This window comes from Streptomyces fumanus (genome assembly GCF_014655295.1).
Lineage (GTDB): Bacteria > Actinomycetota > Actinomycetes > Streptomycetales > Streptomycetaceae > Streptomyces > Streptomyces fumanus.
This window is the reverse complement of sequence record NZ_BNBI01000002.1, coordinates 245,693-261,328: the sequence shown is the minus strand read 5'-3', so window position 1 is coordinate 261,328 and position 15,636 is coordinate 245,693. Positions and strand designations below refer to the sequence as shown.

Sequence of the window (15,636 nt, the reverse complement as noted above, 5' to 3'; positions counted from 1 at the left end):
ACGAGGGGACCTTCAAGTGAGGACGAAGCCGACTATGCGCACAAGAATGCTTCGCTCGGTGCTTGTTGCCGCCTTCTCCGCCGTTCTGGCCATGGGCGCAGTCAGTGGCCTCGCGGGTGGGGGAAGCGACTTCAAGACGGCGGACAGCACCTGGGGAATGACCACGTCCACGGTCGCGGTGTACGACAGCAGTGCTGAGCCTGGGTCTTCTGGTGAAGACGACAGCACTTGGGGCTGACTGATGACCACTCCACCCGACGACCGCTCCTTCCGCCGTGAGATGGCCACCGCCTACCGCTCCGGCTGGCACTTCATCGACCTGGTCACCGCCATCCCCCACAGTGGTGACTCGTTGATGGTGACCGTCTTCGGTGAGCCGGTCGTCGTCACCCGGGACGAGGACGGAGACGTCCGGGCGTACCGGTGTCTGCGGCGGCCCCGGGGGGCGCCGCGGCCCGTACGGTGTGCCATCCGATACGGAATGATCTTTGTGAACCTGGACCAGCGGGACCACCGGCTCGCCCAGCCGGACGAGTCCGACGTGCGGACCATCTCAGCCACCCCCCGCAGTGCCTGACGCGATTCCCCCGTCGTAACAGATCGCTCAGGCGCTTCCCCCCGCAGCGGCGTCACCGTGACCTGAACACGGTGACGCCGCTGCAGTTTTCCGGGACATCTCCCGACATCGTCCGGCCGATCAGTGGCCGGAAACCGCCGGTGCGCGCCGGCCTCCCGCGGGCGTTCTCAGCCGCGGCCCAGCGTCCGCTCCACCGCGATCTCGATCACCACACGGGTCGGATTCGGCCGCGGCGGCCGGTACCGCTCGGTGTACCGCCGCTCCGCCTCCGCGACCGCCTCCGGCTCCTCCCGCAGGACCGCCCGGCCCTCCAGCGTCGCCCACCGCGCGCCGTCCACCTGGCAGACCGCCACCCGCGCGCCCCCGGCGCCGGCCGCCGCCACGTACCGCGCCTTCGCGCTGGCCCGGTCGGTGATCACCCGGGCGATCCCAGCCGCCGGATCGTAGGTGACCCCCACCGGCACCACGTGCGGGGAGCCGTCCGGGCGGAGCGTGGTCAGGGTGCACAGATGCCGCTCCCGCCAGAAGGCGAGGTAGGACTCGTCCGGTCGCGTCATGCCCGGGAACCTACCGCGCGACGGGGAACCCGTACCGGCGGCAGGCACTCCCGCCCCGGCCTTGAGTGGAATAGACTCAAGTTTGTGTACGTTGATTGAGTCAGCAGTGAGACACAGCAGTCAGACATCGCAGTGAGCACAGGGCCGACCGCCGTCGCTAGGAGGAGAACCCGAACGTGGACGCCGAGCTGACCAACCGGAGCCGGGACGCGATCAACGCGGCCAGCAACCGGGCCGTGACCGAGGGGCACGCCGACCTGACCCCCGCACACCTGCTCCTGGCTCTGCTCCAGGGACAGGACAACGAGAACATCACCGACCTGCTGACGGCGGTCGACGCCGACCAGGCGGCCGTGCGCGCCGGGGCCGAGCGGGTGCTCGCCGCGCTGCCCAGCGTCACCGGCTCGACCGTCGCGCCGCCCCAGCCCAACCGTGAGATGCTCGCGGTCGTCGCCGACGCCCAGACCCGGGCCAGGGACCTCGGCGACGAGTACCTCTCCACCGAGCACCTCCTGATCGGCATCGCCGCCAAGGGCGGCGCGGCCGGCCAGGTGCTCAAGGACCAGGGGGCCGACGCCAAGAAGCTGCAGACGGCCTTCCAGAAGGCGAGGGGAGGGCGCCGCGTGACCACCGCGGACCCCGAGGGACAGTACAAGGCGCTGGAGAAGTTCGGCACCGACTTCACCGCCGCCGCCCGCGAGGGCCGGCTCGACCCGGTCATCGGGCGGGACACCGAGATCCGGCGGGTGGTGCAGGTGCTCTCCCGCCGGACCAAGAACAACCCCGTGCTGATCGGTGAGCCCGGCGTCGGCAAGACCGCCGTCGTCGAGGGGCTCGCCCAGCGGATCGTCAAGGGCGACGTGCCCGAGTCGCTGAAGGACAAGCGGCTGGTCGCCCTCGACCTCGGCGCGATGGTCGCCGGGGCCAAGTACCGGGGCGAGTTCGAGGAGCGGCTGAAGACCGTCCTGGCGGAGATCAAGGACTCCGACGGGCAGATCATCACCTTCATCGACGAGCTGCACACCGTCGTCGGCGCGGGCGCCGGCGGCGACTCCGCGATGGACGCCGGCAACATGCTCAAGCCCATGCTGGCCCGCGGCGAGCTGCGCATGGTCGGCGCGACCACGCTGGACGAGTACCGCGAGCGGATCGAGAAGGACCCCGCCCTGGAGCGCCGCTTCCAGCAGGTGCTGGTCGCCGAGCCCAGCGTGGAGGACTCCATCGCGATCCTGCGCGGGCTCAAGGGCCGCTACGAGGCCCACCACAAGGTCCAGATCGCCGACAGCGCGCTGGTCGCCGCGGCCACCCTGTCCGACCGGTACATCACCTCCCGCTTCCTGCCCGACAAGGCCATCGACCTGGTCGACGAGGCCGCCTCCCGGCTGCGCATGGAGATCGACTCCTCCCCCGTGGAGATCGACGAACTCCAGCGCGCCGTCGACCGGCTGAAGATGGAGGAGCTGGCGCTGGACAAGGAGACCGACCCGGCCTCCCGGGAGCGCCTGGAGCGGCTGCGCCGCGACCTCGCCGACAAGGAGGAGGAGTTGCGCGGCCTCAACGCCCGCTGGGAGAAGGAGAAGCAGTCCCTCAACCGGGTCGGTGAGCTGAAGGAGAAGCTCGACGACCTGCGCGGGCAGGCCGAACGGGCCCAGCGCGACGGCGACTTCGACACCGCCTCCAAGCTGCTCTACGGCGAGATCCCGGCCCTGGAACGCGACCTGGAGGCCGCCTCCGAGGCCGAGGAGGAGGTCGCCCGGGACACCATGGTCAAGGAGGAGGTCGGCCCCGACGACATCGCGGACGTCGTCGCCTCCTGGACCGGCATCCCCGCCGGGCGCCTGATGGAGGGCGAGACGCAGAAGCTGCTGCGGATGGAGGACGAGCTGGGCAAGCGGCTGATCGGCCAGACCGAGGCGGTGCGCGCGGTCTCCGACGCGGTCCGGCGCTCGCGGGCCGGCATTTCCGACCCCGACCGGCCCACCGGATCGTTCCTCTTCCTCGGCCCGACCGGCGTCGGCAAGACCGAGCTGGCCAAGGCGCTCGCCGACTTCCTCTTCGACGACGAGCGGGCGATGGTCCGCATCGACATGAGCGAGTACAGCGAGAAGCACAGCGTGGCCCGCCTGGTCGGCGCCCCGCCCGGCTACGTCGGCTACGAGGAGGGCGGCCAGCTCACCGAGGCGGTGCGGCGGCGCCCGTACAGCGTGGTGCTGCTGGACGAGGTGGAGAAGGCGCACCCCGAGGTCTTCGACATCCTGCTCCAGGTGCTCGACGACGGCCGGCTCACCGACGGACAGGGCCGCACGGTCGACTTCCGCAACACCATCCTGGTGCTCACCTCCAACCTGGGCAGCCAGTTCCTGGTCGACCCGATCTCCACCGAGGCGGAGAAGAAGGAGCAGGTCCTGGAGGTGGTCCGGGCCTCCTTCAAGCCGGAGTTCCTCAACCGCCTGGACGACCTGGTGGTCTTCTCCGCCCTCACCAAGGACGAGCTGAGCCGCATCGCCCGGCTCCAGATCGACGCCCTGGCCCGGCGCCTGGCCGAGCGGCGGCTCACCCTGGAGGTCACCGACGGGGCCCTGGAGTGGCTCGCCGTGGAGGGCCTGGACCCGGCGTACGGGGCCCGGCCGCTGCGCCGCCTGGTGCAGACCGCGATCGGCGACCGGTTGGCCCGGGAGATCCTCGCCGGGGAGGTCAAGGACGGCGACACGGTCCGGGTGGACCGCTTCGAGGACGGCCTGATCGTCGGACCGGCGGCCGGGAAGACACTCTGACCGGCCGGATCCTGTCCGCCGAAGGCTGACAGGCCCGGCGGAGGCTTGCCACCCCCCTCCCCGCATGGGGGAGGATGGCGGAATCCGTACGAAGGGAAAATCACGGTGAGCATCGACCCGTCCTCGATTCCGAACTTCGGGGGCAAGCCCGAGCCGCAGGCCCAAGGACCGGCGGGCCCCGTCGTCCCGGATCAGGACCTCGTGAAGCAGCTCCTCGACCAGATGGAGCTGAAGTACGTCGTCGACGAGGAGGGAGACCTCGCGGCGCCGTGGGAGCAGTTCCGTACGTACTTCATGTTCCGCGGCGAGGAGGACCAGCAGGTCTTCTCGGTGCGGACGTTCTACGACCGCCCCCACCAGATCGACGACAAGCCCCGGTTGCTGGAGACCATCGACGACTGGAACCGGCGCACCCTGTGGCCCAAGCTCTACACCCACACGCACGACGACGGCACCGTCCGGCTGATCGGCGAGGCGCAGATGCTGATCGGCATGGGCGTCAGCCTGGAGCACTTCGTCTCCTCCACGGTGAGCTGGGTGCGCGCCGCCATCGAGTTCGACCGGTGGCTGGCCGAGCAGCTCGGCCTGGAGCAGGAGGCCGACGACGCGGAGAAGCCGGACGAGGAGTAGTCCGGCCCCGGCCCTGAGCGGCACCGTCCACAGCCGGTGGACGGTGCCGTTCGCCGTCTCAGGCCGCCTTGAGCCGGCGCACCGCCTCCTCCAGGACCGGCGTCCGCTTGCAGAACGCGAACCGGACGAAGGGGGCGCCCGCCTCCCGGTGGTCGTAGAAGACCGCGTTGGGCACGGCGACCACCCCGGCCCGCTCCGGCAGCGCCCGGCAGAAGGCGAAGCCGTCGTCGAGGCCGAGGGGGCGGATGTCGGTGGTGACGAAGTAGGTCCCGGCGGGCCGGAACACGCCGAACCCGACTTCCGCCAGCCCCGCCGCCAGCAGGTCCCGCTTGGCCCGCAGATCCTCCCGCAGACCGGTCAGGTACGACTCCGGCAGCGCCAGCGCCTCGGCCACCGCGTACTGGAACGGGCCCGCCGACACGTACGTCAGGTACTGCTTCGCCGAGCGGACCGCCGCGACCAGCGCGGGGGCGGCGGTGATCCAGCCGACCTTCCAGCCGGTGAAGCTGTACGTCTTGCCGGCCGAGCTGATCGTGACCGTGCGCTCCCGCATCCCCGGGAAGCTCGCCAGCGGCACGTGCTCGGCGCCGTCGAAGACCAGGTGCTCGTACACCTCGTCGGTGACGACCAGCAGGTCCCGCTCGACCGCCAGCTCGGCGACGGCCGCCAGCTCGGCGCGGGTCAGGACGGTGCCGGTGGGGTTGTGCGGGGTGTTGATCAGCAGCAGCCGGGTGCGGTCGGTGACCGCGTCGCGCAGCTCGTCCAGGTCGAGGCGGAAGGCTCCCTCATGCGGGCGCAGGGTCACCGGCACCCGGGTGCCGCCCGCCATCGCGACACAGGCCGCGTACGAGTCGTAGTACGGCTCCAGCGCCACCACCTCGTCGCCGGGCTCCACCAGCGCCAGCAGGGACGCGGCGATCGCCTCCGTGGCGCCCGCGGTCACCAGCACCTCGGTGTCCGGGTCGTACTCCAGGCCGTAGTGCCGCTCCTGGTGGGCGGCGATGGCCGCGCGCAGCTCCGGGACGCCCGGCCCCGGCGGGTACTGGTTGCCGCGCCCGTCGCGCAGCGCCCGTACCGCCGCCTCCCGGACCGCCTCGGGGCCGTCGGTGTCCGGGAAGCCCTGGCCCAGGTTGATGGCGCCGGTCCGCACCGCCAGGGCGGACATCTCGGCGAAGATCGTCGTCCCGAACCCGGCGAGCCGGCGGTTGAGCGGAGGGCGTGCGCTGGAGGTCATGCCGGCCATCCTGCGCCGAAGCTCTGGAGTTCCTCAACTCACCTTCGCCCCTGGCCACCTGGGGCGACGGTCGACGCACCCCCTCTGAGCTGCGGGAAGCCGGTCGTCGTCTGTCATCGTCGGTCGTCGCCGATCCGCCCCGCACGGCCCAGGGACGGCCCGGACCGCTCAGGGAAACGGGTGGTCAGGGCCTGTGCTGCTACGGCTTGGGCAGCTCGGTCACGAACGTCCCGATGCCCGGCTGCATCTGCGCCAGGCCCGCTTCCCGCAGTTCGGTGAGGACGCGCCGGGCCGTCATCTGCGCGATGCCGAACTCACCCTGGATCGCGAGGACGCCCGGCAACTGGCTCCCCGGCGGGTACGTGCCATCGGCAATGCGCTGCTCGATGACCGCGTAGACCTGCTTCCAGCGGGGGATGTCCGGCTTCTACGGCTACTGCTCCTGGCACCGCGGCTACAGCACCGGCATCCGCGCCATCGACGTGATCGAGCAGGGGTCCGGGCCGGGGTACGTGCATGCGGCTTGCGGGCCTTGCCGCGAGAGGTACGGCCTGGTGCCGTACGCTCATAAGCCGTGACCGGGGCTGACCGTCCTCGCTGGTACCTGGCTCGCCCTTGGGGCGTGGTGCTGGTTAGCTGCGCGTTGCCCGAATGCCGTTGATCAGGTTGATGACTACGCCCAGGACCAGGAACCAGCCAAAGTAGAGAAAGATCCGGCCGGTCACCCTCCTGCTCTTGCGGGGCGGCGCTTCGGGAAACAAGGCGTTACCCACTCGTACAGGCGTGTCCGGGGTGAAGACGCTGCGTCCTGTCCGGCGCTGATGGCGACCCATCGCGATGAGCGTCACGGCCACCACAAGGCAGAAAGCCGCTGTGCGGAAGTACTCCCCAGGCGACGACAGTTGCGCTGCTTCGTACCACTGCATCGGATATATCCCCTCCAAGATCCGGAACGTGCGCATGATTGCCTCACGCACGCGGCGGCACGTCAACCAACAACTGTGCTGGTCTGTGGCTGGGCCGCGTCTGCTCGGCTCTGCCTGGGTCGACGGTGGACGGGATGGAAGCCCCTCGCGCACCCCTACGGGCCCGCAGTCGGCGATGGTGCCCCCTCCATCCCGGTGCGGGCGTCTCAGCCGCGCTCAGGGCGCCGTCTGGTCCGCCGGAAGCAGTCGGCTGGTGAATCCCGCCTGGCGCAGGCGTTCGTACGCTTCCAGCACCTCGTCCGGCACGTGCTGGCTGATCATGAACCCCTTCTCCGGGTAGATCAGCAACCGCTGCAACGCCCCCACAAGCATGTCGATGACCAGGCGGGCATCCTGGATGGAGTCCACGTAGTCCTCCAGCGTCATCGGCGTCGAGGCGCTGACGAACTCGACCCCCGGCCACTGCTTGCACGCCGTGGCGTACGCGCGCCGCTCCTCGTACGGCTTGCTGATCAGCAGCACGGAGGAGACCTCGACGCCGGCCTCTTCGAGTACGGCCCGGGAGAAGCGGATGTTCTCGCCGGTGTTGCGGGCCTGCGGCTCCACCAGGATCGCCGAGCTGGGGACGCCGAGGGCGAGAGCGCGTTCGCGGTAGTGGATCGCCTCGCCCTTCGGCATCCGCTCGCGCGTTGTCGGGCTGGTGGCGCCCGTGAACACGAGCAGGGGAGCCATGCCGCGCCGGTAGAGGTCTGCCGCCGTGCCGGCCACGCCCAGGTCGTGGCTGCCCAGGCCGATGGCGACCGAGCAGGGCCGGAGGGCGTGACCCATCTGGTGGTAGTCCCACAGGCGCCGCGTGTCGGCCCATGCCTGCGTCGAGATCATTGCTGCCCCTTCTCGCCCTTCGCTGAGTCGGGGACCTTGAAGTCGTACTCCCAGGCGAGGCGCGAAGCCGCGTGTACACCCATGGCGTATTCGACCACTGTGCCAGACGCCGTGTAGGTGGTCCGGTGCAGCTCGAAGACCGGTTCGCCTGGCGGGAGCTGGAGGAGCCTCACCTCGTCCGAGGTCGGGGTCCGGGCGAAGGGTGTCTCCTTCATGTGGTCGATCTCGTACCCGGCGTCGTACAGGACGCGAAAGCCGCCGCCCCGGCCGGCCGGGCCCGGAGTCGGGTCGACCAGTCGGGTTCCCTCGACGTGTTCGGGGCGGTAGTAGCTCGTCAGGGTGTGGGTCGGCTGGTCGCCCTCCTTGACGAGTCACGCACGCGCGTACACCTCCGCCCCTTCGGGCAGACCGTGCGCGGCTGCGACCGCCGGGGCAGCCTTCACGCGGCTGACGGTCTGGGTCAGCCCACCCCGGCCCCGCGCCTCTGCCGCACATGTGACGGCTTTCCGGTCGTCACCGTCACCACCGGTACCCGGCACCGCGACGGCACCCGCGTCACGATGCGCGTGACCTGCCCGGCCTGCCAGGGAACCGGCCGCACCAGCACCCACCGGCGGGCGGTGACCAGCGCGTGAACGACTCCGCCACCATGGCGGGCCTGGACCCGGCCACCCTCACCGACGTGCTGAGGCTGGCCGGGTCTCCCGGCCTCGACCGCATCCAGGAGCAGATCAAGCGCGCCGGCGGCTGCGCTGATCCCATCCACCTGCAAGGCTCCGTCGTCATCCGCGACGCACAGACCCGGCGCGTCCTGCACCGCTACTCGACCGACACCGAACCCGGCGGACGCCTCCGCGGCGCCTGCGGCAACCGGCGTGCCTCCCGCTGCCCGTCCTGCGCCTGGACCTACGCGGGCGACACCTACCACCTCATCCGCGCCGGCCTCCGGCGGCTGCGGTTGCACGCCTATCCGGTGCTCGGTTCACGGCCGGTAGGCACCTTCCGCCCCGAGCACATCCGGGAGCTGCTCGCCGTGCTGGAAGCCAAGCCGGGCGTGAGTTCCGCCTATGCCCGGAACATCTTCGCCGATGTCCAATCGGTCCTGTCCGCCGCTGTGGACGACTCGCTGCTCTCCCGCAACCCGTGCAGCGCGCGCACCGTACGGCGGCCCAGGGCCGAGGCACACCCGGTGACCCCTTGGACCGTCGCGCAGGTGTTCGCCGTTCGTGCGGCGCTCCTGGAGCGGTACCGGCCCATGGTCGACGTCGGTGCCGGGTGCGGCCTGCGCCAGGGGGAGGTGTTCGGGCTGGCCGAAGACGCGATCGACTTCGACGGGCGCACACTGCACGTCGTCCGGCAGATCAAGCACGTGGAAGGGCACCCCGTGTTCGCCCCGCCCAAGGGCGGCAAGAAGCGGGACGTTCCGTTGCCCGGTTCCGTGGCGGAAGCGCTCCGGGCGCACATGGACGCCTGCAAGCCGGTGGAGATCACGCTGCCGTGGGGGACGCCGGAAGGGCTGAAGGTGTCCGCTCGCCTGATCTTCGCGGCGGAGCAGGGCGGCATGGTGTGGCGCAGCAACTTCAACGGCAAGGAGTGGAAGCCCGCCCTGGCCGCCGCTGGGCTCATCCCAACCCCTGCCCGGCAGCCGCGAGCGTGCCCGGCGGGCCATCGACTCCGTGTTCGGGCACGGCCCGGACGGGGAACACGGCCCATAGACGGCCCAGTGATCCGCCAACGGCCCCTGACTCGCACTCCGGTGCAGGTCAGGGGCCGTTTCTGCGGAAACACCCTCAGAAGTTCCTCAACTCCGCTTTGGCGCGCGACGGCGGAGGGCATCTCCCGGTCACGCACCGAGCGAGGCGCCCGACGGGGGGAGCTTCGGGGGACGCAACGGAAGGAGGGTGACGCCATGGTTCTCGGCATCATCCTGGCAGTGGTCGTTGTCGCGATCTTCGGGTCGGTCATCTCCGGCATGCGGGGGCGCACGCCCGCCGGGCCGCCCCGGCGGCGGCGCAGGGCGGGGTCGTACGACGGCGGGAGCGGCAGTTGGTGGGCCGACGGCGGTGGTTCGGACAGCGGCGGTTCCGCTTCGCACGGGGATTCGGGTGGTCACTCGTGTGGGGGTAGCTCCTCGTGCGGGAGCAGCTCCTCCTGCGGGGGCGGCTCGTCCTGCGGGGGCGGCGGAGGGTGCGGGGGAGGGAGCTGACGGGGGCCGGGGGAACGGGGGTTCGGGGCACGGGGGGACGGGGGCGGGGGGCCTGGGCTCCGCAGGTAGCCGGGGGGACGGGGGGTCCGGGGCACGGGGGAACAGGGGGGAGCAGGGGGAACGGGGGCGGTGGCCGGGTCGGGGGACCGGCCACCGCGCCCGGCGGGGAGGTCCGAGCTCCGGCGTGCGCCCCACGGGGGTGGGCGCACGCCGGTTGAACAGGTGAGCTGGGGGGCCCTCTGAGGGATGGAAATAGTACGCAGTTGGGTAAAACCGCTGTGGTGGTGCCGCGGTTCATGATTCCCTCTCCCTCACCGACGCAGCCCCCCGGACCACTCGTGGACCCCTCCTGACCGGCCGACTGGGCTGACCGGGCCGCGCGTCCGGCGCGTCCGAACACGAGGCCCCACCCCCTCCCCTTCCTTGTTGTGCTTGCGGAGCCGATCCATGCTCACGACCCTGAACACCGCCTATACCGACACCCGCGCCGCCGACCTGGCCTGGGCCCTGGGCCGGGAACCGCTGCCCGCGCTGGCCGCCCTCGACCTGGAACTGGCCGGTGCCAAGGTGCAGTTGAGACTCCTCGGCGCCTCCCACCAGGTCATCCTGGAGGAGCGGGGCGGTGACTGCTCGGAGACGGTGGCGTGCATCGCGGGCAGCCGCACCCCGCTGCCGCTGGGTGTCGCCCGGCGGGTGGGCGACTGGGAGTACGAGTTCGCCGCCCGGGTCGAACCGCTCGCGCCCGGCGCCTTCGCCGGCCGGGCCCAGGAACTGCTGGCCCTGGTCTCCGACCACCCGCACGGCCTGGCCGGCGTCTTCCCGGGCAGCCCGCACGCCTTCACCGCGCTGCTGGCCCAGCGCCAGGGCGGACAGGTGCACTGGCGGACCTGGCACGCCTACCCGCAGGACGGCCAGCTCGTCGCCACCCGGACCCGGGTGGGGGTGCGGCCCGGCGCGCTCCGGCTCAGTCCCTCGGGCGCGCGGACCGCTTAAACCCCCGGTACCCGACTGGCACGGCAGTTCCACACGTGTGGGTGACGGAAGGCAGTCCCGGCGTGACATACGGTCACTTCGTGATCGAACCGCACGCGTCCGCCCCGTCCGGCGCCCCGCCGCCCGGAAGCGGTCCGGGCGGTCCCCGGAGCGGCCCCGTCCGCCTGCCCGTCCGGCCGGGCACCGGACGGCTGCTGGTCCTCGCGGGCGTCTTCGTCTGCGCCGCCTGCGGGCTCGTGTACGAACTGGAACTGGTCGCCTTCGCCTCGTACCTGATCGGCGACTCGGTGACCCAGGCGTCCGTCGTGCTCTCCGTGATGGTCTTCGCGATGGGCGTCGGCTCGCTCGCCGCCAAACGGCTGCGCGGGTTCGCGGCCGGCGCCTTCGGCGCGGTCGAGGCGGCCCTCGCGCTGGTCGGCGGCGGCAGCGCGATGGTGCTGTACGCGGTGTTCGCCTGGACCGGCGACTGGGGCGGACCGTGGGCCCACGCGCCCCGGGTGCTGCTGGTCGCCTTCTCGCTCGGCATCGGGCTGCTGATCGGCGCCGAGGTGCCGCTGCTGATGGAGCTGATCCAGCGGATCCGCCGGCAGGACGCGGGCGGCGCGGTCGCCGACCTGTTCGCCGCGGACTACGTCGGGGCGCTGGTCGGCGGGCTGGCCTTTCCGTTCCTGCTGCTGCCGTTCCTGGGCCAGTTGACCGGCTCCCTGCTCACCGGCACCGTCAACGCGGTGGTCGGGGCCGCGCTGGTCCTCGGCCTGTTCCGGCGCGACCTGTCCCGCCGGGCCCGGCACCTGCTGCTCGCCGCCAACGTCACCGTGATCGCCGTCCTCGGCACCGCCGGGGTCCTCGTCGACGACTTCGAACGGGCCGCCCGGCACGCCGTGTACGGCGCGGACGTCCGGGTCGCCGAGCGGACCGGCGTCCAGGAGGTCGTCCTGGTCGGCGGCACGGGCGGGCGGCCGGCCGCGCTGTATCTGAACGGCAGGCTGCGGGCCGGGGGCGGGGAGGGCCGCCGCTACCACGAGGCGCTGGTCCGCCCCGCGATGACCGGGGCGCACGCGCGGGTGCTGATCCTCGGCGGCGGCGACGGGCTGGCGGCCGCCGAGGTGCTGCGGTACGGGGGCGTACGGCGGGTCGACCTCATCGCCCTCGACGCGCGACTGGTCACGATGGCCCGGCACGACCCCGGGCTGTCCGCGCTGAACGGGCACGTGTACGAGGACCCGCGGGTGCGGGTGACCACCCGGGAGGCGTTCCGCGAGCTGCGGGGGGTGGCGGCCGGGACGTACGACGTGGTGATCGCGGATCTGCCGGACCCGCGGGACACGGCCGGTACGAAGCTGTACTCGCAGGAGTTCTACGGGCTGGTGCGGAGGGTGCTGACGGCCGGGGGGCGGCTGGGGGTGCACGCGGGGGCGGCGGGGCGGGAGCTGGCGACGGTGGCGGTGACGGTGCGGGCGGCGGGGTTGCGGGCGGTGCCGTATGCGGTGGGGGAGCGGGGGTTCGTGCTGGCGGGGCGGGGGGTGCGGCCTTGGGTGGGGGGTGGGGTGCGGGTGGCTCCGCCGGGGGGTGATGTGCCGCCGTCCACGTTGGTGCATCCGCGGTATTGAGGGGGTGGGGGGTGGGGTGGGGGTTGTGGGGCGGGTGCGGGTGGGTCGTGGCTGGGCGCGCAGTTCCCCGCGCCCCTGACGGCGTTGGCGTGGGTGCGTGAGGGGATGTGCGGTCGCTCGGGCCCCTGACGGCGTTGGGGTGGGCGCGTGAGGGGATGTGCGGTCGCCCGGGCCCCTGACGGCGTTGGGGTGGCGGTCCGTCCTGTCCCCCCGGCTGGGACGGACCGCCGTTTCCGGTGGATCGTTCGCAGCGTGAATCTAAGGGGGGCGGCGGGCGTAGCGGAATGCCGCCGTCGGTTGATGTTCGGGTGGGGCTGCAACTTCGGCGGTACGGCGGGAGGAGGACGCCGCCGGGCGCCGGCGGATCTACGCTGCGGGGATGCGTCTGCACCCGTCGGCGGCCGACGGCCTGATCGCCGCCGCGCTGACCACCGTGGCCGCGCTGCTCGGCACCGAGGCCGTCGCCCAGGGGTGGCCCGCGCCCGACCCGGTCGCCTGGGCCCTGGTCGCGCTGATCGACCTGCCGCTCGCGCTGCGCACCCGCGCCCCGCTCACCGTCTGCCTCGTCGTGCACGCGAGCTGGGTGGTGTACGTCAGCCTCGGGTACTGGCCGGTCGTCGGGTCGTTCGGCCCGATGCTCGCCCTCTACACCGTCGCCTCGCTGCGGCCGACCCCGGCCGCCGCCGCCTCGGCCGCGCTGCTCGCCGGGGTCTGGATCTACGCCGGGGTGGTCAGCGACGCCGACGCGATGGCGTCCGTCGTCGGGCAGGCCGTCGGCTTCCCGCTGGTGCTGTGGCGGTTCGGGTACGTGGCCCGCCGGACCACCGAACTGACCCGGGAGCTCCGCGCCGAACAGGCCGAACGGGCCCGGCGCGAGGTCGCCGAGGAGCGGGTGCGCATCGCCCGGGAGCTGCACGACGTGGTCGCCCACCACATCGCCGTCATCAACGTCCAGGCGGGACTGGCCCGTTTCGTCTTCGGCTCCGACGCCCGCACCGCCCGCGAGGCCCTCCGCACCATCGCGGACGCCAGCGGCGAGGCCCTCGCCGAACTGCGCCGGATGCTCGGCCTGCTGCGCGCCGACGGCGTCCAGGAGGCGGCCGGCGCCCCCGCGCCCGGCCTGGACCAACTGGAGGAGATGGCGGCCCGGGTCCGGGCCGGCGGCGTCCCCGTCGACCTGCGCGTCACCGGGGAGCCGCGCCCGCTGCCGCCCGGCGTCCAGCTCTGCGTCTACCGGGTCGTCCAGGAGGCCCTCACCAACGTCCTCAAGCACGCGCCCGGCGCGCACGCCGAGGTAGAACTCGGCTACCGGGCGGGCGAGGTGACGGTGTCCGTGACCGACGACGGCCCCGCGCGGGGAGCGGTTTTGGACACAATGCGGCCGGGCGGCGGACATGGCTTGATCGGTATGCGGGAGCGGGCCAAGCTCTACGGCGGGACGATAGCCGTCGGCCCGCGCAGCGAGGGGGGATTCGGCGTGCGACTGACCCTGCCTACGCCGGTACGGACCGCACGCCGGGGAGACGCCGTCCGGGAATGAGCACCGCAGACCGGCCCAGCGACCGTCCCGTCCGTGTCCTGGTCGTCGACGACCAGTTCCTCGTCCGGACCGGGCTGGTCGCCCTGTTGCGGGCCGCCCCCGGCACCGAGGTGGTCGGGGAGGCCGCCGACGGGGCCGAGGCGGTGGCGCTGGCCGCGGCGACCCGGCCGGACGTCGTCCTGATGGACATCCGGATGCCCGGCATGAGCGGCATCGAGGCCACCGAGCGCATCCTCGCCGAGGCGGTCGACCCCGCGCCCCGGGTGCTGATCCTGACCACCTTCGACCTCGACGAGTACGTGTACGGGGCGCTGCGGGCCGGCGCCTCCGGGTTCCTGCTCAAGGACGCCGGGCCGGAGCGGCTGCTGGCGGCGGTCGCGGCCGTGCACGGCGGTGACGCGCTGTTCGCGCCCGCGGTCACCCGGCGTCTGGTGGAGGCGTTCACCCGGGTGTCGCACCCGGCGCCCGCGGACTCCGGGCCGCCGCCCGGCCTGGACACCCTGACCGGGCGGGAGACCGAGGTGCTGCGGCTGGTCGCCCGGGGGCTGACCAACGCCGAGACCGCCGACCGGCTGTTCATCAGCGAGGCCACCGTCAAGACCCACCTCAACCGGGCGATGTCCAAGCTCCGGCTGGCCAGCCGCGCCCAGGCGGTGGTGCTGGCGTACGAGACGGGACTGGTGACGCCGGGGGACCGGGGCGCCGGGTGACTTAGGGCCTGTCGTTTGGATCAGGCCGCAGACGCGGGGCCTGGCACGCGCACCTGCGGCGTTGTCGTCGGTCCTCGACGCTCCGCGTCGACTCCCTCCTCCGCCTTGCATCTGCACGCACCAGGCCCCGCTCACCGGCGCGACAACGCGCAGCCGATTCCCTGCGACCTGATCCAAACGACAGACCCTAGCGCCGACCGGGGGGTGCGCGCGGCGCCCGCTGGGTAGGCTGCGTCGACATGGAGCATGAGGTGTTCGTTCCGGTTCCGGCCGAGCGGCTCAGGGAGGTGCTGGCCGACCCCGCCCGGGTGGCCGGCGCGGTGCCCGGGCTCCAGCAGGACGCGGGTGCCGAGCCCGTCGCCGGACGGCTGAAAGTCCGCGTCGGCAGCCACTCCGTCACCTACCGGGGCGCGGTGCGGGTCTCCCGGCGCGGCGACGGCCGGTACGCCGTCGAGGGCGACGGCACCGAGGCCCGCGGCACCGGCACGGTGACGCTGGCGCTCACCCTGGCGCTGGCGGACGCCGAGGGCGGCAGCACGGTGGTGTTCACCGGGACGGCCGCGGTGACCGGCCGCCTCACCGAACTCCCCGCCGACGCGGTCGCCGCCGCCGCGACCCGGCTGCTCACCCGTTTCGCGGAGAACCTCGGCACGGCGGCACGGCACCCCGCCGACGAGACGGCCCCCGAGGCGGCCCCCGAGGCCGCCACCGTCCGCGACGACACCGAGGTCCCCCCGCCCCCGCCTCCGCCCGCGCCCGAACCCGCCCCCGTCGGCGACGACCCGCCCGCCGAGGCCGCGCACGCGCGGCGGACGATGATCGGGCGCAGCGCGGAGGAGGTCGACCACGCCCCGCCGCGCGGCCGGTACGCCCCCGTGCCCGCGCCGGAGACCGCCGCCGCGCCGACCCCGCTGCGCTGGGCCGCGCCGGCCGCCGCGCTGGTCGTGGCGTCGGCGATCGTGGTGGGGCGGGCACTGCGCCGCCGGCACTGAGGCGG

15 protein-coding genes and 1 pseudogene are annotated in these 15,636 nt (G+C 72.8%); 10 read left to right on the top strand and 6 right to left on the bottom strand.

Translation table 11 applies throughout. The features are described from left to right. Positions 1 to 241 precede the first annotated feature (241 nt). Entirely contained in the window at positions 242 to 577 is a 336-nt protein-coding gene (locus IE316_RS05385) for a Rieske (2Fe-2S) protein (protein ID WP_190202960.1), read from the top strand. 167 nt (positions 578 to 744) lie between these two features. Here IE316_RS05385 and IE316_RS05380 read toward each other — a convergent pair whose 3' ends face one another. Then, positions 745 to 1,134, bottom strand: a complete 390-nt coding sequence (locus IE316_RS05380) for a TIGR03618 family F420-dependent PPOX class oxidoreductase (protein WP_190202959.1) — start codon at positions 1,132 to 1,134, stop codon at positions 745 to 747. 176 nt (positions 1,135 to 1,310) lie between these two features. On the opposite strand from IE316_RS05380, the gene clpB reads away from it, so the two are divergent. Together clpB and IE316_RS05370 are read left to right on the top strand one after the other, a co-directional pair. After that, a complete protein-coding gene (clpB, locus tag IE316_RS05375; RefSeq protein ID WP_190202958.1) occupies positions 1,311 to 3,908 on the top strand; it encodes an ATP-dependent chaperone ClpB in 2,598 nt (865 codons plus the stop codon). Positions 3,909 to 4,013: 105 nt separating this feature from the next. After that, on the top strand, positions 4,014 to 4,538 hold the full coding sequence (locus IE316_RS05370; protein WP_190202957.1) for a YbjN domain-containing protein: 525 nt from the start codon (positions 4,014 to 4,016) through the stop codon (positions 4,536 to 4,538). Positions 4,539 to 4,596: 58 nt separating this feature from the next. On the opposite strand, the gene IE316_RS05365 is transcribed toward IE316_RS05370, so the two are convergent. The 5 genes and pseudogenes from IE316_RS05365 to IE316_RS05345 form a co-directional block, all read right to left on the bottom strand. Next, positions 4,597 to 5,781, bottom strand: coding sequence for a pyridoxal phosphate-dependent aminotransferase (locus tag IE316_RS05365; protein WP_190202956.1), 1,185 nt, complete (start codon positions 5,779 to 5,781; stop codon positions 4,597 to 4,599). A gap of 190 nt (positions 5,782 to 5,971) precedes the next feature. Continuing rightward, complete coding sequence (locus IE316_RS05360) at positions 5,972 to 6,190, bottom strand: GntR family transcriptional regulator (protein WP_190203284.1); 219 nt, start codon at positions 6,188 to 6,190, stop codon at positions 5,972 to 5,974. A 214-nt stretch (positions 6,191 to 6,404) separates the two neighbouring features. Continuing rightward, complete coding sequence (locus tag IE316_RS05355; protein ID WP_190202955.1) at positions 6,405 to 6,698, bottom strand: hypothetical protein; 294 nt, start codon at positions 6,696 to 6,698, stop codon at positions 6,405 to 6,407. A 216-nt stretch (positions 6,699 to 6,914) separates the two neighbouring features. Further along, positions 6,915 to 7,580: a YdcF family protein gene (locus IE316_RS05350; protein WP_190202954.1), complete on the bottom strand. Its 666-nt coding sequence runs from the start codon at positions 7,578 to 7,580 to the stop codon at positions 6,915 to 6,917. After that, positions 7,577 to 8,053 (bottom strand): annotated as a pseudogene (locus tag IE316_RS05345) (UTRA domain-containing protein); the annotation flags it as partial. The gene IE316_RS05350 and the pseudogene IE316_RS05345, both read right to left, overlap by 4 nt. Between IE316_RS05345 and IE316_RS35330 the strand changes: the two are divergent. From IE316_RS35330 to IE316_RS05315, 7 genes are all read left to right on the top strand, one after another. After that, positions 8,036 to 8,215 (top strand): hypothetical protein, encoded by a 180-nt coding sequence (locus tag IE316_RS35330; RefSeq protein WP_229910228.1) that lies wholly within the window; start codon positions 8,036 to 8,038, stop codon positions 8,213 to 8,215. The pseudogene IE316_RS05345 and the gene IE316_RS35330 overlap by 18 nt on opposite strands. Further along, entirely contained in the window at positions 8,212 to 9,786 is a 1,575-nt protein-coding gene (locus tag IE316_RS36065; RefSeq protein ID WP_190202953.1) for a replication initiator, read from the top strand. Before IE316_RS35330 ends, IE316_RS36065 begins: the two co-directional genes overlap by 4 nt. A gap of 447 nt (positions 9,787 to 10,233) precedes the next feature. Continuing rightward, positions 10,234 to 10,779, top strand: coding sequence for a DUF2617 family protein (locus IE316_RS05335; protein WP_190202952.1), 546 nt, complete (start codon positions 10,234 to 10,236; stop codon positions 10,777 to 10,779). Positions 10,780 to 10,859: 80 nt separating this feature from the next. After that, entirely contained in the window at positions 10,860 to 12,389 is a 1,530-nt protein-coding gene (locus tag IE316_RS05330; protein WP_190202951.1) for a polyamine aminopropyltransferase, read from the top strand. 379 nt (positions 12,390 to 12,768) lie between these two features. Continuing rightward, positions 12,769 to 13,929, top strand: coding sequence for a sensor histidine kinase (locus IE316_RS05325; RefSeq protein ID WP_190202950.1), 1,161 nt, complete (start codon positions 12,769 to 12,771; stop codon positions 13,927 to 13,929). Further along, complete coding sequence (locus IE316_RS05320) at positions 13,926 to 14,639, top strand: response regulator (RefSeq protein WP_190202949.1); 714 nt, start codon at positions 13,926 to 13,928, stop codon at positions 14,637 to 14,639. The genes IE316_RS05325 and IE316_RS05320 overlap by 4 nt, the downstream gene beginning before the upstream one ends. Before the next feature lie 239 nt (positions 14,640 to 14,878). After that, the gene (locus IE316_RS05315) at positions 14,879 to 15,631 is read left to right on the top strand and encodes an SRPBCC domain-containing protein (RefSeq protein WP_190202948.1); all 753 of its coding nucleotides are present in this window, start codon (positions 14,879 to 14,881) and stop codon (positions 15,629 to 15,631) included. Positions 15,632 to 15,636: the final 5 nt, after the last annotated feature.